The 17,448-nt window shown below is 61.1% G+C and carries 33 protein-coding genes and 1 pseudogene; all 34 read right to left on the minus strand.

Going from position 1 to position 17,448, the window contains the following annotated elements; translation table 11 throughout:
- Window positions 1-48: 48 nt before the first annotated feature.
- Window positions 49-480 (minus strand): 30S ribosomal protein S9, encoded by a 432-nt coding sequence (gene rpsI / locus TRD_RS04370; protein WP_015921917.1) that lies wholly within the window; start codon window positions 478-480, stop codon window positions 49-51.
- 27 nt (window positions 481-507) lie between these two features.
- Window positions 508-945 (minus strand): 50S ribosomal protein L13, encoded by a 438-nt coding sequence (gene rplM, locus TRD_RS04375; protein WP_041436587.1) that lies wholly within the window; start codon window positions 943-945, stop codon window positions 508-510.
- 55 nt (window positions 946-1,000) lie between these two features.
- Window positions 1,001-1,840 carry a tRNA pseudouridine(38-40) synthase TruA gene (truA, locus tag TRD_RS04380; RefSeq protein ID WP_015921919.1) on the minus strand — a complete coding sequence of 280 codons (840 nt, stop codon included), beginning with the start codon at window positions 1,838-1,840 and terminating at the stop codon, window positions 1,001-1,003.
- Between the two features lie 19 nt (window positions 1,841-1,859).
- Complete coding sequence (gene rplQ, locus TRD_RS04385) at window positions 1,860-2,213, minus strand: 50S ribosomal protein L17 (protein ID WP_015921920.1); 354 nt, start codon at window positions 2,211-2,213, stop codon at window positions 1,860-1,862.
- A gap of 2 nt (window positions 2,214-2,215) precedes the next feature.
- Complete coding sequence (locus TRD_RS04390) at window positions 2,216-3,196, minus strand: DNA-directed RNA polymerase subunit alpha (RefSeq protein ID WP_015921921.1); 981 nt, start codon at window positions 3,194-3,196, stop codon at window positions 2,216-2,218.
- Window positions 3,197-3,233: 37 nt separating this feature from the next.
- Window positions 3,234-3,887 (minus strand): 30S ribosomal protein S4, encoded by a 654-nt coding sequence (rpsD, locus tag TRD_RS04395; protein WP_015921922.1) that lies wholly within the window; start codon window positions 3,885-3,887, stop codon window positions 3,234-3,236.
- Between the two features lie 29 nt (window positions 3,888-3,916).
- Window positions 3,917-4,330 carry a 30S ribosomal protein S11 gene (rpsK, locus tag TRD_RS04400; RefSeq protein ID WP_015921923.1) on the minus strand — a complete coding sequence of 138 codons (414 nt, stop codon included), beginning with the start codon at window positions 4,328-4,330 and terminating at the stop codon, window positions 3,917-3,919.
- Between the two features lie 30 nt (window positions 4,331-4,360).
- Window positions 4,361-4,747, minus strand: a complete 387-nt coding sequence (gene rpsM, locus TRD_RS04405) for a 30S ribosomal protein S13 (protein ID WP_015921924.1) — start codon at window positions 4,745-4,747, stop codon at window positions 4,361-4,363.
- Window positions 4,748-4,756: 9 nt separating this feature from the next.
- Window positions 4,757-4,870, minus strand: coding sequence for a 50S ribosomal protein L36 (rpmJ, locus tag TRD_RS04410; protein WP_015921925.1), 114 nt, complete (start codon window positions 4,868-4,870; stop codon window positions 4,757-4,759).
- A gap of 19 nt (window positions 4,871-4,889) precedes the next feature.
- Window positions 4,890-5,135, minus strand: a complete 246-nt coding sequence (gene infA / locus TRD_RS04415) for a translation initiation factor IF-1 (RefSeq protein WP_015921926.1) — start codon at window positions 5,133-5,135, stop codon at window positions 4,890-4,892.
- A 63-nt stretch (window positions 5,136-5,198) separates the two neighbouring features.
- Window positions 5,199-5,948, minus strand: coding sequence for a type I methionyl aminopeptidase (gene map / locus TRD_RS04420; RefSeq protein ID WP_015921927.1), 750 nt, complete (start codon window positions 5,946-5,948; stop codon window positions 5,199-5,201).
- Window positions 5,933-6,634, minus strand: a complete 702-nt coding sequence (locus tag TRD_RS04425; RefSeq protein WP_015921928.1) for an adenylate kinase family protein — start codon at window positions 6,632-6,634, stop codon at window positions 5,933-5,935. The genes map and TRD_RS04425 overlap by 16 nt, the downstream gene beginning before the upstream one ends.
- Before the next feature lie 9 nt (window positions 6,635-6,643).
- Entirely contained in the window at window positions 6,644-7,942 is a 1,299-nt protein-coding gene (gene secY / locus TRD_RS04430; protein WP_015921929.1) for a preprotein translocase subunit SecY, read from the minus strand.
- Window positions 7,942-8,382, minus strand: coding sequence for a 50S ribosomal protein L15 (rplO, locus tag TRD_RS04435; RefSeq protein WP_015921930.1), 441 nt, complete (start codon window positions 8,380-8,382; stop codon window positions 7,942-7,944). The genes secY and rplO overlap by 1 nt, the downstream gene beginning before the upstream one ends.
- Before the next feature lie 13 nt (window positions 8,383-8,395).
- Entirely contained in the window at window positions 8,396-8,599 is a 204-nt protein-coding gene (gene rpmD / locus TRD_RS04440) for a 50S ribosomal protein L30 (RefSeq protein ID WP_041435969.1), read from the minus strand.
- Window positions 8,589-9,143: a 30S ribosomal protein S5 gene (rpsE, locus tag TRD_RS04445; protein ID WP_041435970.1), complete on the minus strand. Its 555-nt coding sequence runs from the start codon at window positions 9,141-9,143 to the stop codon at window positions 8,589-8,591. The genes rpmD and rpsE overlap by 11 nt, the downstream gene beginning before the upstream one ends.
- A 19-nt stretch (window positions 9,144-9,162) precedes the next feature.
- A complete protein-coding gene (rplR, locus tag TRD_RS04450; RefSeq protein WP_015921933.1) occupies window positions 9,163-9,537 on the minus strand; it encodes a 50S ribosomal protein L18 in 375 nt (124 codons plus the stop codon).
- A 77-nt stretch (window positions 9,538-9,614) separates the two neighbouring features.
- A complete protein-coding gene (rplF, locus tag TRD_RS04455) occupies window positions 9,615-10,169 on the minus strand; it encodes a 50S ribosomal protein L6 (protein ID WP_015921934.1) in 555 nt (184 codons plus the stop codon).
- 15 nt (window positions 10,170-10,184) lie between these two features.
- A complete protein-coding gene (rpsH, locus tag TRD_RS04460) occupies window positions 10,185-10,583 on the minus strand; it encodes a 30S ribosomal protein S8 (RefSeq protein ID WP_041436590.1) in 399 nt (132 codons plus the stop codon).
- Window positions 10,584-10,616: 33 nt separating this feature from the next.
- The gene (locus tag TRD_RS14105) at window positions 10,617-10,802 is read right to left on the minus strand and encodes a type Z 30S ribosomal protein S14 (protein ID WP_081433411.1); all 186 of its coding nucleotides are present in this window, start codon (window positions 10,800-10,802) and stop codon (window positions 10,617-10,619) included.
- A gap of 20 nt (window positions 10,803-10,822) precedes the next feature.
- Complete coding sequence (gene rplE / locus TRD_RS04465; RefSeq protein ID WP_015921936.1) at window positions 10,823-11,389, minus strand: 50S ribosomal protein L5; 567 nt, start codon at window positions 11,387-11,389, stop codon at window positions 10,823-10,825.
- A gap of 13 nt (window positions 11,390-11,402) precedes the next feature.
- Window positions 11,403-11,747: a 50S ribosomal protein L24 gene (rplX, locus tag TRD_RS04470; protein ID WP_015921937.1), complete on the minus strand. Its 345-nt coding sequence runs from the start codon at window positions 11,745-11,747 to the stop codon at window positions 11,403-11,405.
- A 12-nt stretch (window positions 11,748-11,759) separates the two neighbouring features.
- Complete coding sequence (gene rplN / locus TRD_RS04475) at window positions 11,760-12,128, minus strand: 50S ribosomal protein L14 (protein ID WP_015921938.1); 369 nt, start codon at window positions 12,126-12,128, stop codon at window positions 11,760-11,762.
- Window positions 12,125-12,484, minus strand: a complete 360-nt coding sequence (gene rpsQ / locus TRD_RS13550) for a 30S ribosomal protein S17 (protein WP_015921939.1) — start codon at window positions 12,482-12,484, stop codon at window positions 12,125-12,127. The genes rplN and rpsQ overlap by 4 nt, the downstream gene beginning before the upstream one ends.
- A gap of 87 nt (window positions 12,485-12,571) precedes the next feature.
- A pseudogene (gene rpmC / locus TRD_RS14110) lies at window positions 12,572-12,778 on the minus strand (50S ribosomal protein L29); the annotation flags it as partial.
- Window positions 12,775-13,215 carry a 50S ribosomal protein L16 gene (rplP, locus tag TRD_RS04490; RefSeq protein WP_015921941.1) on the minus strand — a complete coding sequence of 147 codons (441 nt, stop codon included), beginning with the start codon at window positions 13,213-13,215 and terminating at the stop codon, window positions 12,775-12,777. The gene rplP and the pseudogene rpmC, both read right to left, overlap by 4 nt.
- A gap of 17 nt (window positions 13,216-13,232) precedes the next feature.
- Window positions 13,233-13,904: a 30S ribosomal protein S3 gene (gene rpsC, locus TRD_RS04495; protein WP_015921942.1), complete on the minus strand. Its 672-nt coding sequence runs from the start codon at window positions 13,902-13,904 to the stop codon at window positions 13,233-13,235.
- Entirely contained in the window at window positions 13,897-14,253 is a 357-nt protein-coding gene (gene rplV, locus TRD_RS04500; protein WP_015921943.1) for a 50S ribosomal protein L22, read from the minus strand. Before rplV ends, rpsC begins: the two co-directional genes overlap by 8 nt.
- Before the next feature lie 18 nt (window positions 14,254-14,271).
- A complete protein-coding gene (gene rpsS / locus TRD_RS04505) occupies window positions 14,272-14,556 on the minus strand; it encodes a 30S ribosomal protein S19 (RefSeq protein WP_015921944.1) in 285 nt (94 codons plus the stop codon).
- A 19-nt stretch (window positions 14,557-14,575) separates the two neighbouring features.
- A complete protein-coding gene (gene rplB / locus TRD_RS04510) occupies window positions 14,576-15,403 on the minus strand; it encodes a 50S ribosomal protein L2 (RefSeq protein WP_015921945.1) in 828 nt (275 codons plus the stop codon).
- Between the two features lie 18 nt (window positions 15,404-15,421).
- Window positions 15,422-15,730, minus strand: a complete 309-nt coding sequence (gene rplW, locus TRD_RS04515) for a 50S ribosomal protein L23 (RefSeq protein ID WP_041436598.1) — start codon at window positions 15,728-15,730, stop codon at window positions 15,422-15,424.
- 2 nt (window positions 15,731-15,732) lie between these two features.
- Window positions 15,733-16,371 carry a 50S ribosomal protein L4 gene (gene rplD, locus TRD_RS04520; RefSeq protein ID WP_015921947.1) on the minus strand — a complete coding sequence of 213 codons (639 nt, stop codon included), beginning with the start codon at window positions 16,369-16,371 and terminating at the stop codon, window positions 15,733-15,735.
- 14 nt (window positions 16,372-16,385) lie between these two features.
- Complete coding sequence (gene rplC / locus TRD_RS04525; protein WP_015921948.1) at window positions 16,386-17,030, minus strand: 50S ribosomal protein L3; 645 nt, start codon at window positions 17,028-17,030, stop codon at window positions 16,386-16,388.
- 89 nt (window positions 17,031-17,119) lie between these two features.
- Entirely contained in the window at window positions 17,120-17,437 is a 318-nt protein-coding gene (gene rpsJ, locus TRD_RS04530; protein ID WP_015921949.1) for a 30S ribosomal protein S10, read from the minus strand.
- Between the last annotated feature and the right edge of the window lie 11 nt (window positions 17,438-17,448).

A 17,448-nucleotide genomic window follows, 5' to 3' on the forward strand; every position in this document is an offset into this window, starting at 1 on the left:
CCCCAGCGTTTCCCGTCACCGACGTCAACGAGGCACTTTTCCAGTAGTCTATCGCTTCGTGTACTGCGGTGCCTTGCGCGCCCGCTTGAGTCCCGGCTTCATCCGCTCCTTGACGCGCGGATCGCGCGTGAGCAACCCAGCACGCTTCAGGACGGGTCGCAGTTCGGGATTGAAGCGGAGAAGCGCTCGCGCAACGCCGTGACGTACGGCACCAGCTTGCCCGGAGATCCCTCCCCCAACGACCCGTGCACGAATGTCGAAGTGGTCCTGCAATCCCGTCAGTCGCAGAGGCTCGGTGATCATCACGCGATAAAGCAGGCGATTGCCGAAGTACTGGGAAGCCGGTCGACCGTTGATGAGAATTTGTCCGCTGCCAGGATAAAGACGAACCCGCGCCACAGCAGTCTTTCGTCGACCGAGCCCGTAGTAATACTGCGGTTTGGTACCGGTCGGCTGCGATGCGCGCGCCGTTTCGACCACGATTCTCACGCTCCTCTCGTCGTCCTATCAGCCCTCCAAATGGAGGATTTCCGGCTTTTGAGCCCCGTGCGGATGATTGGGCCCCGCGTACACCTTGAGTTTACGGAACAGCTGACGGCCCATCGGCCCCTTCGGCAACATGCGCCGTACGGCGAGCTCGATCGGTCGTGTCGGATGCTTCGCGATCATGTCTCGGAAGCTGATCAACTTGAGCCCGCCCGGATACTGCGAATGTCGCCAGTAGACTTTGTCGCGCTCCTTCGTTCCAGCCAGACGCACCTTTTCCGCATTGATGACGATCACGAAGTCGCCCACGTCGGCATGCGGTGTGTACTGTGGCTTGTGCTTGCCGCGGAGGATCGCCGCGATTTGACTCGCCAGGCGACCGAGTCGCTTTCCTTCCGCGTCGACAACCCACCACTTCCGCTCGACTTCTCCTGGTTTGGCCATATAGGTTCGCTGCAGGTAACGTCGCTTTTTCGCTTTCACCGTCATCGTTCATCCCTCGCTCTCGGAGGCATCACCCACGACTCTCTTCGTCTGCCCGCGAAGCGGGCGTGGCCAATGCAATGTCTTCAGGATAGCGAACTCTCCACAGGACGAGGCCACCCGGCGGCGCGGGCGGTGGTGCTGCTCGTCGATCGCAGCGCTCGAGCAGCTCGGAGATCCAGCTCGGTTCCGCCGCACCGGTCCCCACCCGCACCAACGCTGAGACCATCGTACGCACCATTTGGGGTAAGAAACCATTGGCACGGACTCGAAATTCGACGATCTGCGCGCCCGTACCGACTGGCTCCACCACCGGGCTGAGCAGATGCCATTCTGCCATCGTGATTGTCCGGACGCGGGGAGTTGTCGCTTTGGGTCCTCCGAGGCCGTGCCCGGCAAACGAGCGAAAGTCATGGCTTCCCAGAAAAAACTGAGCCGCTTCCTGCATCGCCCGAAGGTCGAGTAGTCCGGCAAATCGCCAGACGAAGCGCCGCAGGAAAAGCGGCGGTTGTTCTCCTTGCCAGATACGGTAACGATACTCGCGGTCGACAGCCCCGCGTCGCGCGTGGAAACCGGCCGGCATGCGAGCCACCCGGTAGACCACCACATCCTCCGGCAACCATGCTTGGAGCGCTCGCGCCAGTGTCGCCTCGTCATGGCGCCAGCACAGATCGAAGCTCGCCACTTGGCCAACCGCGTGCACACCCGCATCCGTGCGACCAGCCAAAGCAACGCGAACCGGCTCACCAGCCAGCCGCGCCAAGGCCTCCTCCAAGACTCCCTGTACGGTGCGCAGCCCCGGCTGGCGCTGGGAACCACTGAACGCAGTACCCTCGTACCCGAAGTCGAGCCGATAGCGTTGGCGCACCATACAGCGGTCATCGCATGCATCAGGCGACGAACTCGATCAGCGCCAAGGGGGCGCCATCACCGCGTCGTTGACCGATCCGGTAGATGCGTGTATAGCCACCCGGCTGTCCGACGAACCGTGGCGCGATGACGTCGAAGAGTTTCGCCACGGCACGCTGGTCACCCAGTTGCGCCCACGCGAGCCGGCGATGGTGATCGGTATCCTCACGAGCCAACGTCACCAGTCGCTCGACGATCGGTTGGATCGTCTTGGCCTTGGCCAACGTTGTCGTCATCCGTTCATGAAGGATCAAGGATACCGCCAGATTCCGGAAAAGGTTTTTCCGCGGATTGGTTCGGCGCCCGAACTTCCGCCCTGCTTTCCGATGACGCACGCTCAGTCCTCCTCACCTTCTCCAGCACCGACCCCGACCTCGGGGACCGCACCGGAGAAAAGCGGCCCCTCGGTGTAGCCGTTCTCCTGCAAGCGTTCCCGGAGTTCCTGAAGCGCACGCGGACCGAAGTTCCTGATTCCGAGGAGCTGGTCGGGTCGCATCGCCAGGACTTGGCCCACCCGCTCGATGCCCCGTGCACGAAGGGCATTGAGTACGCGTTGGGATAGCCCGATCTCCGAGAGGAGTCGCGTATCGTCGACGTGCGCGACGCTCCATTCCTCCACCGGTTCCTCAGCGCCCTCGCTTTCGAACTCAGCGATCCATCGAGCATGCTGGACGAGAATGCGGGCAGCCTCCACCAGCGCTTTCGCTGGCTCGACTGTTCCGTCGGTGACGATCTCCAGGATCAGCCGGTCGTAATCCGTCGCGCCCCCGACCCGCGTGTGCTCCACGACGTAGTTCACCTTGAGGGTAGGCGTGAAGATGGCATCGATCGGTATTTCACCGATCGAGCGAATCTCCTGCGCCTCTGCTGGCAGGTAACCGCGGCCACGCCCGATCCAGAGATCCATTTCCAGGCGCGCCTGATCGTTGTCGAGGGTGGCGATGACATGATCAGGATTCACCACCTCGACCTCAGCTGGCCAGTCCACATCACCTGCTCGCACGACGCCCTCACCCTGGGCGAAGAGGGTCGCGCGTGTCTCGCGGAACTCAGTAACCGCTCGCAGGCGCACACCCTTGAGATTGAGCACGATCTCCGTGACGTCCTCCCGGACCCCTTCGATCGTCGAAAATTCATGCCACACGCCAGCGATACGGATACGTGTAATCGCCGCCCCCGGCAAGGAGCGCAACAGAATGCGCCGGAGCGCATTGCCGAGCGTCGTCCCATAACCGGGTTCCAACGGCTCGACGACGAACCGTCCGTAGGTCGGTCCGGCGTGGGTTTGAATGACTCGCGGTCGCGCAAAGTCGAGCACGAATCTCGCCTCCCCGAGCGTCCGATTTCTCTAACGTTCAGCGCCGGCTGTAGTATTCGACGACGAGCTGCGTGTTCACCGGCGGGATATCGATCTCGTCCCGCGTCGGGAGACGAAGCACGCGGCCACTCATCGTCTCCAAGTCACGGCTCAGCCACGCTGGTACAGCCTTGTTCTTGGCCGTCTCCTCCAGTACCTTGAAGTACTCACGGCGTCGACTCTCCGGGCGTACCGCGATGATATCGCCAGGTCGCACCTGATAGGACGGAATGTCCGTCTTCCGCCCATTGACGAGAAAATGCCCGTGGCGAACCAGCTGGCGGGCCTGGCGGCGCGAGTCGGCAAATCCCAGTCGGTACACCACATTGTCGAGCCGCGACTCGAGGATCTGTAGCAGGTTGTCACCCGTCAACCCCGGTCGACGCTCCGCTTCGTCGAAGTGTCGCCGGAATTGCCGTTCCAAAATCCCGTAGACTCTCTTCAGCTTCTGTTTCTCGCGCAGCTGCAACGCGAACTCCGATGGTCGGCGCGCTGCTCGCTGCGTTGGTCCATGCTGCCCCGGCGGATAGTTCTTGTTGGGGTGGCGCTTGACGATCGGGCACTTGGGCCCGAAACAACGCTCACCTTTGAGATAGAGCTTGACCCCTTCCCGCCGGCACAGACGGCAAACTGGTCCGATGTATCGCCCCATCGATCCTCCTTCGTTGCACGATCATCGCACTACGTGCGTCGGCGCTTGGGTGGCCGGCACCCGTTATGGGGAACCGGCGTGATGTCGGTAATGGACATGACTTGTAGGCCTGCGGCAGCGAGCGCTCGGATCGCCATTTCTCGGCCCGCACCGGCCCCCTTGACGTACACGTCGACTTGCCGCATGCCGTGTTCCATCGCCTTACGCGCTGCATTCTCAGCGGCCACTTGGGCGGCATACGGCGTGCTCTTGCGCGTTCCCTTGAAGCCACTCGATCCTGCACTCGACCATGCGACGACGTTCCCATTGGGATCCGTCAAGGTGACGATCGTGTTATTGAAGGTGGCATGAATATAGGCACGACCGCGCGGTATGTTCTTCCGTTCGCGTCGTCGTGGTCGAGCTGCACCACCGCGCGCTGCGCCTCGTCGCCGATCAGCCATCGCCCGCTGGCCCCTTTCCGAACCTGCCGCTCACGATCCAGCCTGCTTACCCTTCTTCTTCACACCGATCCGCGGCCGTGGCCCTTTCCGCGTGCGCGCGTTCGTCCGCGTGCGCTGGCCACGAACCGGAAGTCCCATGCGATGGCGAAGACCACGATAACAACCGATATCGATCAACCGCTTGATGTTCATGGCCACCTGACGACGGAGGTCCCCCTCCACGACCATCTCCTTCTCGATGATGTCGCGGAGGCGCTGGACTTCGTCATCCGTGAGATCACGTACCTTGGTCCACGGATCGATGCCTGTGCGCTCCAAAATCTTCCGCGCCGTCGTCCAACCGATGCCGTAGATCAGGGTCAAGGCGTACTCGATTCGCTTGTCACGCGGCAGATCGACACCAGCGATGCGCGCCATCGTTCCCCCTCATCCCTGTCGCTGCTTGTGCTTGGGGTTCTCGCAGATCACTCGCACGATGCCATGCCGCCGGATGATCCGGCACTTCGCACAGCGCCGCTTGACCGATGCTGAGACCTTCATGCTGTCACCATCTCCCTTCTCACAAACGTTCTTCTTCGCGGGTCGGTCCCCGAAGTCGATAGGTGATCCGCCCCCGCGTCAAGTCGTACGGCGAAAGCTCGACACGGACCCGGTCACCGGGCAGAATACGGATGAAATGCATCCGCAAGCGCCCGGATACATGCGCGAGCACTTCGTAGCCATTGTCCAGTTGCACCCGAAACATCGCGTTCGGCAACGCCTCGGTGACCGTCCCTTCGACTTCGATGACGTCCTTCTTCGGCACAAGACACCCCACTCACGCGCGATCGCTCGCACGCATCACAAACACGAAATATACCACAGTCGATTAAGGCTGGGTGAGCACCATCGGTCCATCATCACGCACCCAGACCGTATGCTCGAAATGCGCTGCCAGACGACCATCCAACGTCACGACCGTCCAACCGTCCCGTAAGACGCGCGTCTTGCCGCCCCCGGCAGCGAGCATCGGCTCGATCGCCAGCGTCATGCCTGACCGGAGGAGCACACCCTCGCCTGGCTGGCCGTCGTTCGGTACGGACGGCTCTTCATGGAGCGCCCGCCCTACCCCGTGCCCCGCATAGCCTTCGATCACAGCGAATCCCGCGCGCCGGATCACAGCGGCGATCGCTGCACCGATGTCACCGACATGCTTACCCGGCCGTGCCTGCGCGAATCCGGCCCAGAAAGCCTCTTCGGCAACCGCAACGAGTTGTTCAGCTACGCGATTTCCCCGTCCCACGACCACGCTGATCGCTGCATCAGCGCACAACCCATGCCACTCGATGCCCACGTCGAGCTTCAGGAGATCCCCATCGCGGAGAACTCGTCGCCCCGGGATCCCATGTAAAACCTGCTCGTTGACTGACGTGCAGATATGCGCCGGAAAACCGCGGTAACCGAGAAACGCGGAGCGTCCACCTTCCCGAGCCATCACTGCCGCTGCCAAGCGATCGAGGTCACCCGTCGTCACCCCCGGTCGCACGTTCTCCCGCAGTTCCTCGAGAACAAGGGCGACGATTTGCCCAGCACGTCGCATAGCGTCGATTTCGCGCAGCGACTTCAGGACGATCGGCATGGGTTGTGCGCGAGTCGTGATTCCAGCGCAACGAGGAGATCGCGCGTCACCACATCGATCGGCCGATTCCCGTCGATGTCGATGACCAAATCCCGAGCACGGTAATAGTCCAGCAGCGGTGCTGTCTGTTGCTCGTACGTTTCGAGACGTCGCGCGATGGCTTCCGGCGTATCGTCGCTGCGTTGCATGAGCGCTCCACCACAGTGATCGCAAATGCCGGCGACTCGTGGTGGCGAGAAGCGCACGTGATAGGTTGCTCCACACGTTGGACAGATCAGACGACCACTCAGCCGCTCGATAAGCACCTCGCGCGGTACCACCAAGTGCACCACCGCAGCGATGACGTCACCTCGCTCCGTCAGAACGCGATCAAGTGCTTCCGCCTGTGCGAGATTCCGTGGATAACCATCGAGGAGCGCACCGCGATACTGATCGCCCTGCTCCCGTTCGAGTTCATCGAGCCGAGCCAACAACACGCGCAACGTCAATTCATCCGGAACCAGCGCGCCACGATCATAATAGCTGCGAACCTCGCGTGCCAGTTCGTCGTCACGCGTCATCAACTGCCGGAAGAGGTCACCAGTTGCAACATGCACCAATCGCAAAAGCGGAGCGACACGCGCTGCCTGCGTGCCCTTCCCTGACCCCTGGGGACCGATCACGATGACGTGACAGCGTCCAGCCACCCGTTCCCCCTACCGGATGAACCCTTCGTAATTGCGCATGAGGAGCTGCGCTTCCAACTGTCGCATCGTATCGATCGCCACACCAACGACGATCAGGAGCGACGTGGAACTGAGAAAAAGCACCGTCACCCCAGTGATCTTTGCAACGATGTACGGAAGGACCGCCACAACTCCCAGAAACAGCGCACCGATCAACGTGATGCGCATGAGCACCTTGGTCAAGTATTCATCAGTTGCGCGTCCAGGTCGAATTCCCGGTATGAAAGCACCTTGGCGCTGAAGCGTTTCGGCGATGTTCTGCTGCTGAAAGAGGATCATCGTGTAAAAATAGGTGAACGCCACGACCATGACGAAGTAAGCGATCTGATACGGCAGGCTGTTGGGATCGAACACCCGCGCGATCCCGTTCGCGACATCACGTAACCAGGTGATCTCGGAGGTTGCCAGGAAGTTGGCGATCATGCCCGGCAACAACAAGATACTGATGGCGAAAATCAGCGGAATCATGCCAGCGGAGTTGACTTTGAGTGGAATATAGGTCATCCCTCCGCCGTAGACGCGCCCCCGCCGGACCCGTCGCGCATGCTGCACCGGGATGCGTCGCTGCCCTTCCGTGATCAGGACGATCCCAACGATGATCAGGAGACCGATCGCCAAAAAGGCGACCGTGCCGATCAGGTTTTCGGACAGTGTGCCGCCGGTTACGAGGCGGGCCACGGAGCTGGGGAGTTGCGCAACGATTCCACCCAAGATGATGATCGAGACGCCATTGCCGATACCGTTTTCGGTGATCAGCTCACCGAGCCAGACGAGAAACACCGTTCCTGCCGTCAGCGTGAGAAGAAGCGCCAAACTCCGCAGCCAGGTCGCACTGTCGAAGAGTCCGAAATCGCGCAGCACTCCCGCGCTGCTCATCAGTGCGGCATGCCCGTACGCCTGGAGCAGGGCCAACGGCACGGTCAGCCAGTGCGTGTACTGGTTGATCTTCGCTCGACCGAGCGCCCCCTCTTTGGAGAGTTCGGTCAAACGCGGGATCACCGGTGTCAGGAGCTGCATCACGATCGAAGCAGTGATGTACGGGTACACTCCGAGAGCGACGATCGAAAAGTTCGTCAGTGTACTACCAGAAAAGAGATTGAGCACGCCCAGGAACTGGTTCGTCTCCAGCAACCGTTTCAGAGCCTGCTGATCCACGCCGGGAACCGGAATAGTCGCCACAAAACGAAAAATGATGAGAATTCCCAGCGTGAAGAGCAATTTGCGCCGGAGATCAGGAAGCTTGAAGGCACTGACGAGTGCTTCGAGCATCAGCTGATGACCTCCACCGTACCACCAGCGGCAAGAATCTTCTGCCGAGCGCTCTCCGAGAAGGCATGGGCTTGGACGTGAAGCGGACGCGTCACGTCACCGTCACCGAGAATCTTGACCGGCGCGCCGTTCTCGCGTACGAGACGGAAGGAGCGCAGGACGTCCGGCGTAATCACTCCTTCATAGGGCAGCTCGTTCAGGCGACCGACGTTGACCACCTCGTACACGATCTTGAACGGATTCTTGAAACCACGCATGCGGCCGAGACGCAGGTACAGTGGGTTCTGGCCGCCTTCGAAGCCGGGACGTACCTTGCTGCGCGCCTTTTGCCCCTTGGTTCCTCGGCCTGCCGTCTTCCCCTTCCCTGCAGCGATCCCGCGTCCCACACGGGTCTTCGGTCGTCGTGATCCTGGAGCTGGTTTCAGCTCATGCAACTTCATCCCGTTCCTCCGCTCACTCCGAGGAAGCTCCCTCGAGTTCCTCTACTCGCACGAGGTGCTGAACTTTCGCGATCATCCCCCGTATCGTGGGTGTATCCGGGTGCTCGACACGCTGGTGCAGCTTGCGCAGTCCGAGTGAGCGCAACGTCTCCCGTTGCTCGCGTCGATAGCCGATCGCGCTCTTGACGTACGTAATGCGCAATCGCTTACTGGCCATCGCTCTCCACCCGCTTCCGTCGACCACGCAGTACTCGTTCGACTGGGAGTCCTCGGCGCGCCGCAACTTCTTCCGGCGATTCCAGTTGGCTGAGCGCCAAGAGCGCAGCCTGAGTCACATTGACGGGGTTGTTGCTCCCGTGCGTCTTGGCAATGAGATCCTTGATCCCTGCCGCCTCCGCTACCGCGCGAACGCCGGCACCCGCGATCACTCCGGTTCCCGGCGCGGCTGGCTTCATCAGTACCCGCGTCGCCTTGAATTTGACCTCCACCTCGTGCGGGATAGTCGTCCGATCGAGTGGAACCTCGATCAGATGCTTCTTGGCATTTTCGACCGCCTTGCGGATCGAGTCGGGAACTTCCGTCGCCTTGCCGATCCCGACTCCGACATGCCCTTGGCCATCTCCGACCACTACCACGCTCCGGAAGTGGAAACGCCGTCCTCCCTGCACCACCTTTGCCACGCGGGCGATCTGGATGACACGCTCACGAAGCTCGCCGAGACGGCTCGCATCGACCCGTCGTACCTCTTTCAACACCGGCATCGTTACCCACGCCCCTCGATCAGAACTGCAATCCGGCAGCACGGGCACCGTCAGCGAGCGCCTTCACACGCCCATGGTACTTGTAGCCACCACGGTCGAAGACCACCCGAGTGATCCCTTTGGCCAGTGCGCGCTCGCCGACCACTTGCCCAACGATTCGCGCCTCCTCGATTTTGGGGTGCGGATCAGGGAATCGCTCCCGCACCTCTTTCTCGAGCGTCGAAGCAGCGACCAGCGTGTGTCCACGCGTATCGTCGATAATCTGTGCGTAAATATGTTTGTTGCTCCGGAAGACGTTGAGGCGCGGCCGCTCGGGAGTGCCGAATACCTTGGCACGAACCCGCAGATGCCGCCTCTTGCGCGGCGATAACCGTCGCTTGAACTGAAAGCGCATCGTTTCCCTCCACCGTGATGCCCGCTACTCGATCCCCGTCCTATGACGTTTTCGAGTAGCCCACTGAACGCCCGAGGCTACTTCTTACCCTTGGTCTTACCGGTCTTACCAGCCTTGCGTCGGATTACCTCACCCGCGTACCGGATGCCTTTACCCTGATAGGGTTCCGGAGGACGAACCCGCCGGATCTGCGCGGCGACCTCGCCGACTAACTGCTTGTCGATACCGACGACACCGATACGCGTCGGTGATTCCACGATAAAGCTGATACCCGGCGGTGGATCGATCCGTACCGGGTGTGAGTACCCGACGGTAAGCACCAGCGTCTTTCCCTCGAGGGCAGCACGATAACCGACACCATGAATCTCGAGATCTTTTCGGAATCCCTCAGTTACACCCTGTACCATATTGGCAATCAAGGTACGGTACAGTCCGTGGAGCTGCTTGAAAAAACGTTCATCGGATGGGCGCTGAACCTGCACGACACCGTTTTCCCGCTGGACGATCATCTTCGGGTGAAGGCGCAGCTCCAGCTGTCCCTTCGGTCCAGTCACGCGGACGACATTGTCCGGGGTGAGCTCGACCTGGACTCCTGCTGGAATCGGAATGGGTCGCTTACCGATGCGAGACATTGGTCGCCTCCTATCTCAGAACACCGTACAGATGACCTCGCCACCGATGCCGCGGCGGCGCGCCTCCGCATCGGTCATCACGCCTTGCGACGTCGTCAGGATGGCGATCCCCAGCCCACCCTTGACGCGCGGGATCTCGTCTTTGCCGACGTAGATCCGCAGCCCGGGCTTCGAAACCCGCTTGATTTCGCGAATGACCGGTCGCTTGTCCGGTGTGAACTTGAGACGGATCCGCAAAATGGGCCGCGGCGAAGCTGGTTCGACCGCATAGTCGGCGATGTAGCCCTCTTCTTTGAGGATCCGTGCGATCTCGACCAGCATCTTCGATGCTGGCATGGTCGCTTCTGCCTTCCGGCCCATTCCAGCATTGCGGATGCGCGTCAACATGTCTCCGATCGGATCTGTGATGGTCATGACGCTCATGCCCCGCTTTCTCTCACCCGCACACTACCAACTCGCCTTCTTTACGCCGGGCAGCTTACCCATCGAGGCGAGTTGCCGGAAACAGATGCGGCACAAACCGAACTTCCGCATGTACGCTCTGGGACGCCCACACAATTTGCAGCGGTTGCGGTGCCGCACCGCGTACTTTGGTGTCTTGAGCGATGCAACGATCTTCGCCTTGCGTGCCATTGTCTTCTCGCTCTCTTCGGTCAATCACGAAACGGCATACCTAGCAGCTCCAACAAGCGCCTGGCCTCGCGATCGGTTCGCGCGGTCGTCACGATCGTGACCTCGAGCCCGCGCACCTTGTCGATCTTGTCGTAGTCGACCTCAGGAAAGACCAGTTGCTCGCGGAGCCCGAGCGTGTAGTTCCCCCTGCCGTCGAACGACTTGGGAGAGACACCGCGAAAATCGCGGATTCGTGGCAGCGCGATTGCGATCAACCGATCGAGGAAATCCCACATGCGATTGCCGCGCAAGGTGACCATTACGCCGATCGGCATACCCTTCCGCAGGCGGAAGGCGGCGATCGACTTTCGGGCTCGCGTCACCACTGGACGCTGCCCGGTGATCGCTGCGAGGTCGTTCATCGCATGGTCGATCGCCTTCTGATTCGAGACAGCCTCGCCCAAGCCGATATTGAGCACGATCTTTTCGAGGCGCGGCACGGCTAAGCGGTGCGGGTAGCCGAACTCTTCCATCAGCGTCGGCACCACCTCTTCCCGGTACAACCGCTTCAACCGTGGCTCGACTCGTTCATGCACCTCAGCCGTCATCGCTCATTCGCCTTCACTTCGTTCGCCGATGAAGAGCAGGCTTTTCGATCACCTGCTGGCACTTCTTGCAATAGCGTACTTTCTCGCCCGTCTCCGTGAAACGGAAACCCACCCGCGTGGGCTTTCCGCAGTGCGGGCAGATGAGCATGACCTTCGAAACATGGATCGGCGCTTCCATCTCGATGATGCCTGCCTGCCGCACTCCCGGAATCGCCCGCTGGTGCTTTTTGACGATGTTGACACCCTCGACGATGACGCGATCTTCCCGCGGAAGATTCTGGCGCACGCGACCGCGCGCCCCCCGATCTTTCCCGCGGATTACGATCACTTCATCGCCGGTCACGATCTTCTCTGCCATACCTGGCACCCCTCACCACACTTCCGGCGCCAGTGAGATGATGCGCATGTAGTGCTTCTCACGCAGTTCCCGCGCGACCGGTCCGAAGATTCGTGTCCCCCGGGGCTGCCCCTGCGGAGTCACCAGCACCGCTGCGTTGTCATCGAACTTGATATACGATCCGTCCTTGCGCCGATATTCTTTCTTCGTCCGGACGATGACCGCGTACACGACGTCACCTTTCTTGACTGCCGCATTCGGCTCAGCTTTTTTCACCGATGCAACAATCAAGTCTCCCACGGTTCCGTAGCGGTGCTTGGAGCCCCCGAGAACGCGAATGCACATGATCTCCTTGGCGCCGGTATTATCAGCGACGACCAGCTTCGAGAGTGGCTGGATCATGCCTCCACCTCACCCTCTCGCTCGCGCTCCTCGATGAGCTCCGCCTGAACTTCCGGTGTCGCCCGCTCCAGAATCTGGCGAACAACCCACCGCTTCAACTTGCTGATCGGCCTCGTCTCTTCGATCAGAACGAGATCCCCGATCCGGCACAAGTTGTATTCGTCGTGGGCGTAGAACTTGCTCGTGCGGCGCACTGTCTTCTTGTAGAGCGGATGGCGCCGCCAGTAATCGACCGCCACGACGACAGTCTTATCCATTTTATCCGAGACGACACGTCCAACCTTGGTCAAACGCCGCTTCTGCCGCTGCGGTTGGGTCGCTCCCGGTTCACGAGTCTCACCCGTGTGGCCGTCCACTCGGCATCACCCCTTTCGCTGCTGCTGCGCAAGCTGTTCTCGACGCTTCCGCCGCTCGCGCCTGGTCAATTTCGGTGGCGGAAGCAGCCCCTGTTCTGCCAAACGAGCCCGCTCCCGTTCACTGAGGATCGTCAAGATGCGCGCGATATCCTTCCGCGCCTTGCGAATCGCCGCCGTATCTTTCAGCTGGCCCAGTGCCGCGGCAAACCGGAGGTCGCGCACCTGGTTGCGCAACTCGTCCAGCTTCTGCCGCAGCTGATCGTCCGTCAGGGCACGGAGCTCCGCCGGTTTCATGATGCCTCCTCCTCAGCCGCTTCACCGGGGCGCTCGCGCTTGACGATCCGGCAACGGCACGGCAACTTGTGAATCGCCCGGGTCAGCGCCTCCAGCGCGAGTTCCTCACGGACGCCAGCGAGCTCGAACAGGATGCGTCCCGGCTTGACGACATCCATCCAGTATTCTGGGTTACCCTTTCCACTCCCCATTCGTGTCTCAGCCGGCTTTTTGGTGACCGGCTTGTCGGGGAAAACACGAATCCAGACTTTTCCGCCGCGGCGCACAGCATTGGTGATCGCACGCCGTGCCGCCTCGATCTGCTGCGCCGTCACCCATGCTGGCTCCAAAGCCTGGATCCCATAATCGCCGAAAGCGAGGGTGCTTCCTCGCCAGGCGATTCCCTTCGTGCGATAACGGTGTTGCTTGCGGTGCTGTACTCGACGTGGCATCAACATCGGTCGAGCTCCCTCGTCTACTCAGCGACGACACCCGCCGCGATCGGCGGACGAGCTTCTGGCAGGACATCACCGTGATAGATCCATACTTTGACGCCGATCTGTCCATAGATCGTCGGGGCATGAACGACCGCATAGTCGATGTTCGCGCGGATCGTATTGAGCGGTACCCGACCCACGATCTCCCAGACCATGCGCTTCATCTCGGCACCACCCAACCGACCCTTGACGCGAATTTTGACCCCTTTGGCCCCGGCCCGCATCGCGGCCGCAGCCGCATGCTTCATCGCACGCCGATAGGAGACTCGCCGCGTGATCTGCTCCGCAATGCTTTCCGCCACCAAACGCGCATCGAGTTCCGGCTTGCGGATCTCCTGAATATTGAGATGGACCTTCTTCCCGATGCGCGACTCCAAGAGTTGGCGCAGCCGCTCGACATTTGCGCCTTGCTTCCCGATCACCACTCCAGGCTTTGCGGTATGGATCGTGACATCGACGCGATTGACCGCCCGCTGGATCTCGATGCGGGAGATTCCAGCCCGCGGTAACTCACGATGTACTAACTCCCGAATGTCGAGATCCTCGTGCAGCTGCTCGCGGTACTGCCGATCTTTCTCGGCGAACCATTTCGATTCCCAATCATGAACGATCCCGAGACGAAAGCCGATCGGGTTGACTTTCCTACCCACGCGGCGCTCCCTTCTCCGGCAACTCGTCGAGAATGACCGTAATGTGCGACGTGCGGCGCCACTTGCGACCGACGCGTCCGCGCGCGTGGGGCTGCCAGCGCTTGTACCGCGGTCCCTCGTCCACATAGATGCGCTTCACGTACAGGCGATCCGGATCGAGGTCGTAATTGTGCTCGGCATTAGCTGCTGCCGAGCGGAGCAGTTTCAACGCGATCGGTGCTGTCTTCTGCGGCAGCACCTGCAGGACCGCCAATGCGTCGCGCAGCGGCTTACCGCGAATCACGTCGATGACCATTCGTGCCTTCTGCGGCGATACCCGCACCTCGCGCACCATGGCTCGGACTTCCATCGCACGCTCCTCTTCACCTTATCGACGCCGGGTCGTCCGCTCGGCGTCCTTGCCATGACCGCGATACGTCCGGGTCGGTGCGAATTCCCCGAGCTTGTGCCCCACCATCTGCTCGGTGATGTAGATCGGCACGTGCCGGCGACCATCGTGTACGGCGATGGTGTGGCCGACCATCTCGGGGAAAATCGTGCAATCCCGAGCCCACGTGCGGATGACCCGGCGCTCTCCTGTCCGGTTGAGCTCGTCGATCTTCTTCTTGAGTTTGGGATCGATGTACGGTCCCTTTTTCGACGATCGACCCATCGTTCATCCTCCTCGCCGGCTAGGCCTCATAGCGCCGCCGGATGATGAAGCGGTCCGATTTCTTGTTCCGGCGCGTGCGCTTGCCGAGCGCCGGCTTACCCCACGGAGTCTTGGGCGGCATGCCCCGCGGTGCTTTCCCTTCACCACCACCATGCGGGTGATCGCGCGGCGTCATCGCGGAGCCACGCACCGCTGGTCGCCAGCCCATATGGCGCTTGCGTCCAGCTTTGCCGATGCTCACGTTCTGGTGGTCCAAGTTCCCGACCTGCCCGATGGTTGCCATGCAGTCTGCATGAACCATACGGATCTCACCCGAGGGCAAGCGCAGGTGCACATAGTTATCGATCTTCGCGACAACCTGCGCCACCGCACCGGCCGCTCGCACCAGTTGACCTCCCCGCCCGGGATAGAGTTCGACATTGTGCACCTGGGTACCGAGCGGAATCTCCCGCAGCGGGAGCGCATTCCCGACCCTGATGGGTGCCCCTGGACCGGACTGGACAATATCACCCACCTTCAGCCCCAAGGGAGCGAGAATATAACGCTTCTCGCCGTCAGCGTAGTGAAGAAGCGCGATGAATGCCGTCCGGTTCGGATCGTACTCGATCGCTGCCACCTTAGCCGGAATGCCCCACTTATCGCGGCGGAAGTCGATGATCCGATAGAAGCGCTTGTTCCCACCGCCGCGATGTCGCGTCGTGATCACACCGCGGTTGTTCCGCCCGGCGTGCTTCTTGAGTGGCTCGATGAGCGACTTCTCCGGCGCTTCCTTTGTGATCTCCTCGTAGGTGAGCACCGACATATTGCGGCGCCCGGGTGTCGTCGGTTTGTAGACTTTGATCGGCATCGCCGCACCTCAGTTCCGTCACAACTGGCTGAAGAGGTCGATCGTGTAACCCGGCTCCAAGGTCACGATCGCCTTCTTCCACGACCGTTCGCGTCCCACAATGGGAACGCCACCACCTTTGCGCATCCGTCGGCGAACTTTTCCGCGGACATTCATCGTGTTGACCTTCTTGACCTTCACATTGAATGTCCGCTCGATCGCCTCTTTGATCTGGATCTTGTTCGCCTCCGGATGAACCTCGAACATGTACTGATTCATCTCCATCAGGCGTGTATTCTTCTCGGTAATGAGCGGGCGTCGAATAATTTCCTGGTATGGCAGTTCCATGATCACGCCCCCTCTTGTGCCCAAAGGCGGTGAATGACCTCCACCGCTTCCGGAGTCAGGATCATGCGCTCGTACTTCAGTCCATCGCGGATATTCATGTTGTGCGCGACGAGAACTTTCACGTCCTCGAGATTGCCTGCCGCTCGACGGACGTTGTCTCGTCGCTGATCGACCACGATCAGCGTCGACCGCGCCGTTGCGAGCGGAAGCCGCTGCAGGACACCCTTCATCACTTTCGTCTTGGGCTCAATGTCGGTCAAGCCACGCACGACGACGATTTGGTTCTCGCGCTGCTTGACCGAGAGTAATGAGCGAATGGCCAACCGACGCATTTTCTTCGGCATTTCCTGCCGATACGAGCGGGGGTGCGGACCCCACACCACACCGCCGCCCTTCCAGTGAGGTGCACGAATGCTGCCCTGGCGCGCTCGTCCCGTACCTTTCTGACGCCACGGCTTCCGGCCGCCTCCACGAACCTCACCGCGCGTCTTGGTATCGTGTGTCCCGGCCCGGGCATTCGCCAGCTGGCGCACCAAGGCTTGGTGCATTACCGGAATATTCGGCGTGATGCCGAAGACCGAGTCAGCCAACTCGATCTGGTCGACTGCTCGTCCCTCGAGGTCATAGACCGGAACCTGCATCGATGCCCCCTCCATCACGCCGTTGCCTTCGCGCGCCGCTGCTTGACCGCATATCGGACGATCACCAGGCCGTTCGGATGGCCAGGCACTGCCCCTCGTACGAGGACCAGATTCCGCTGCGGGTCGACACGCTCCACCCGCAGGTTCTGCACCGTGACCCGCACTGGTCCCATCCGGCCAGCCATTCGCTTCCCCTTGTGCACCCGTCCCGGATCCGTCGTCGGGCCGATCGATCCGGGCGCACGGTGACGATCGGACTGACCATGGGTCTTGGGGCCGCCGGCGAAGCCGTGACGCTTGACTCCTCCCTGGAAACCCCGACCCTTGCGCCAGCCGATAACGTCCACCAACTGGCCGGGCTGAAAGATCGTACAATCGATGACCTGGCCGACCTGGAATCGAGTGGCATCGTCGACGCGCACTTCTTTCAAGTAACGCGGCGATGCGCCCGATGCCCGGAGATGTCCTTGCATTGGACGATTTTGGCGCTTTCGGTGTCCAAAGCCGAGCTGGACCGCCTGGTACCCGTCCCGATCGCTGGTCTTCACCTGTGTCACCACACAGGGACCTACCTCGAGAACGGTTACCGGTATGGCCCGTCCCTCATCATCGAAGATCTGGGTCATCCCCAGTTTGCGTCCCAAAAGCCCCTCGATCATCGGCTCTCCTCTACTTTACTGGTGGCTCCAGACACTCCAGCGTGCCCTCGCCACTCTGCGAGCATGATCTGGAGCGCGGTCTCCCACGCTCAGAGCTTGATTTCGATGTCCACACCGGCCGGCAACGTCAGCCGCATGAGTGCTCGAATCGTGGATGGACTCGGTTCGAGCACATCGATCAATCGCTTGTGCGTCCTGATTTCGAAGTGCTCCTGCGAGTCCTTATCGATGAACGGCGAGCGGATCACGGTGAACCGCTCGATTCGGGTCGGCAACGGAATCGGTCCGGCGACCTTCGCACCGGTGCTTTCCGCTGTCTCTACGATCTGCCGCGCCGACTGGTCGAGAATCCGGTGATCGTGCGATTTCAGTCGGATTCGAATACGCTGCGTCGGTCTCCGCGACATCGCCGACCACC

It is taken from the genome of Thermomicrobium roseum DSM 5159, assembly GCF_000021685.1.
Lineage (GTDB): Bacteria > Chloroflexota > Chloroflexia > Thermomicrobiales > Thermomicrobiaceae > Thermomicrobium > Thermomicrobium roseum.

What these genes read in the sequence shown, in the direction of transcription:
- rpsJ (WP_015921949.1), bottom strand. Translation starts at nt 17,437, where the DNA reads ATGTCGCGGAGACCGACGCAGCGTATTCGAATCCGACTGAAATCGCAC.
- rplV (WP_015921943.1), bottom strand. Translation starts at nt 14,253, where the DNA reads ATGGAAGTCCGAGCCATGGTGCGCGAGGTGCGGGTATCGCCGCAGAAG.
- rplW (WP_041436598.1), bottom strand. Translation starts at nt 15,730, where the DNA reads ATGGAACTGCCATACCAGGAAATTATTCGACGCCCGCTCATTACCGAG.
- rpsM (WP_015921924.1), bottom strand. Translation starts at nt 4,747, where the DNA reads ATGGCGCGCATCGCTGGTGTCGATCTGCCGCGTGACAAGCGAATCGAG.
- rplF (WP_015921934.1), bottom strand. Translation starts at nt 10,169, where the DNA reads ATGTCTCGCATCGGTAAGCGACCCATTCCGATTCCAGCAGGAGTCCAG.
- map (WP_015921927.1), bottom strand. Translation starts at nt 5,948, where the DNA reads ATGCCGATCGTCCTGAAGTCGCTGCGCGAAATCGACGCTATGCGACGT.
- rplB (WP_015921945.1), bottom strand. Translation starts at nt 15,403, where the DNA reads ATGCCGATCAAAGTCTACAAACCGACGACACCCGGGCGCCGCAATATG.
- rplE (WP_015921936.1), bottom strand. Translation starts at nt 11,389, where the DNA reads ATGACGGCTGAGGTGCATGAACGAGTCGAGCCACGGTTGAAGCGGTTG.
- rpsH (WP_041436590.1), bottom strand. Translation starts at nt 10,583, where the DNA reads ATGACCATCACAGATCCGATCGGAGACATGTTGACGCGCATCCGCAAT.
- rpsD (WP_015921922.1), bottom strand. Translation starts at nt 3,887, where the DNA reads ATGGGGCGATACATCGGACCAGTTTGCCGTCTGTGCCGGCGGGAAGGG.
- rpmJ (WP_015921925.1), bottom strand. Translation starts at nt 4,870, where the DNA reads ATGAAGGTCTCAGCATCGGTCAAGCGGCGCTGTGCGAAGTGCCGGATC.
- secY (WP_015921929.1), bottom strand. Translation starts at nt 7,942, where the DNA reads ATGCTCGAAGCACTCGTCAGTGCCTTCAAGCTTCCTGATCTCCGGCGC.
- rplO (WP_015921930.1), bottom strand. Translation starts at nt 8,382, where the DNA reads ATGAAGTTGCATGAGCTGAAACCAGCTCCAGGATCACGACGACCGAAG.
- truA (WP_015921919.1), bottom strand. Translation starts at nt 1,840, where the DNA reads ATGGTGCGCCAACGCTATCGGCTCGACTTCGGGTACGAGGGTACTGCG.
- rplC (WP_015921948.1), bottom strand. Translation starts at nt 17,030, where the DNA reads ATGATCGAGGGGCTTTTGGGACGCAAACTGGGGATGACCCAGATCTTC.
- TRD_RS14105 (WP_081433411.1), bottom strand. Translation starts at nt 10,802, where the DNA reads ATGGCACGCAAGGCGAAGATCGTTGCATCGCTCAAGACACCAAAGTAC.
- rpsK (WP_015921923.1), bottom strand. Translation starts at nt 4,330, where the DNA reads ATGGCTGATCGGCGACGAGGCGCAGCGCGCGGTGGTGCAGCTCGACCA.
- rpsS (WP_015921944.1), bottom strand. Translation starts at nt 14,556, where the DNA reads ATGGGTCGATCGTCGAAAAAGGGACCGTACATCGATCCCAAACTCAAG.
- rplR (WP_015921933.1), bottom strand. Translation starts at nt 9,537, where the DNA reads ATGCGCTTTCAGTTCAAGCGACGGTTATCGCCGCGCAAGAGGCGGCAT.
- rpmD (WP_041435969.1), bottom strand. Translation starts at nt 8,599, where the DNA reads ATGGCCAGTAAGCGATTGCGCATTACGTACGTCAAGAGCGCGATCGGC.
- rplP (WP_015921941.1), bottom strand. Translation starts at nt 13,215, where the DNA reads ATGTTGATGCCACGTCGAGTACAGCACCGCAAGCAACACCGTTATCGC.
- rplD (WP_015921947.1), bottom strand. Translation starts at nt 16,371, where the DNA reads ATGCAGGTTCCGGTCTATGACCTCGAGGGACGAGCAGTCGACCAGATC.
- rpsE (WP_041435970.1), bottom strand. Translation starts at nt 9,143, where the DNA reads ATGCCGGTGTTGAAAGAGGTACGACGGGTCGATGCGAGCCGTCTCGGC.
- rplN (WP_015921938.1), bottom strand. Translation starts at nt 12,128, where the DNA reads ATGATCCAGCCACTCTCGAAGCTGGTCGTCGCTGATAATACCGGCGCC.
- rplX (WP_015921937.1), bottom strand. Translation starts at nt 11,747, where the DNA reads ATGGCAGAGAAGATCGTGACCGGCGATGAAGTGATCGTAATCCGCGGG.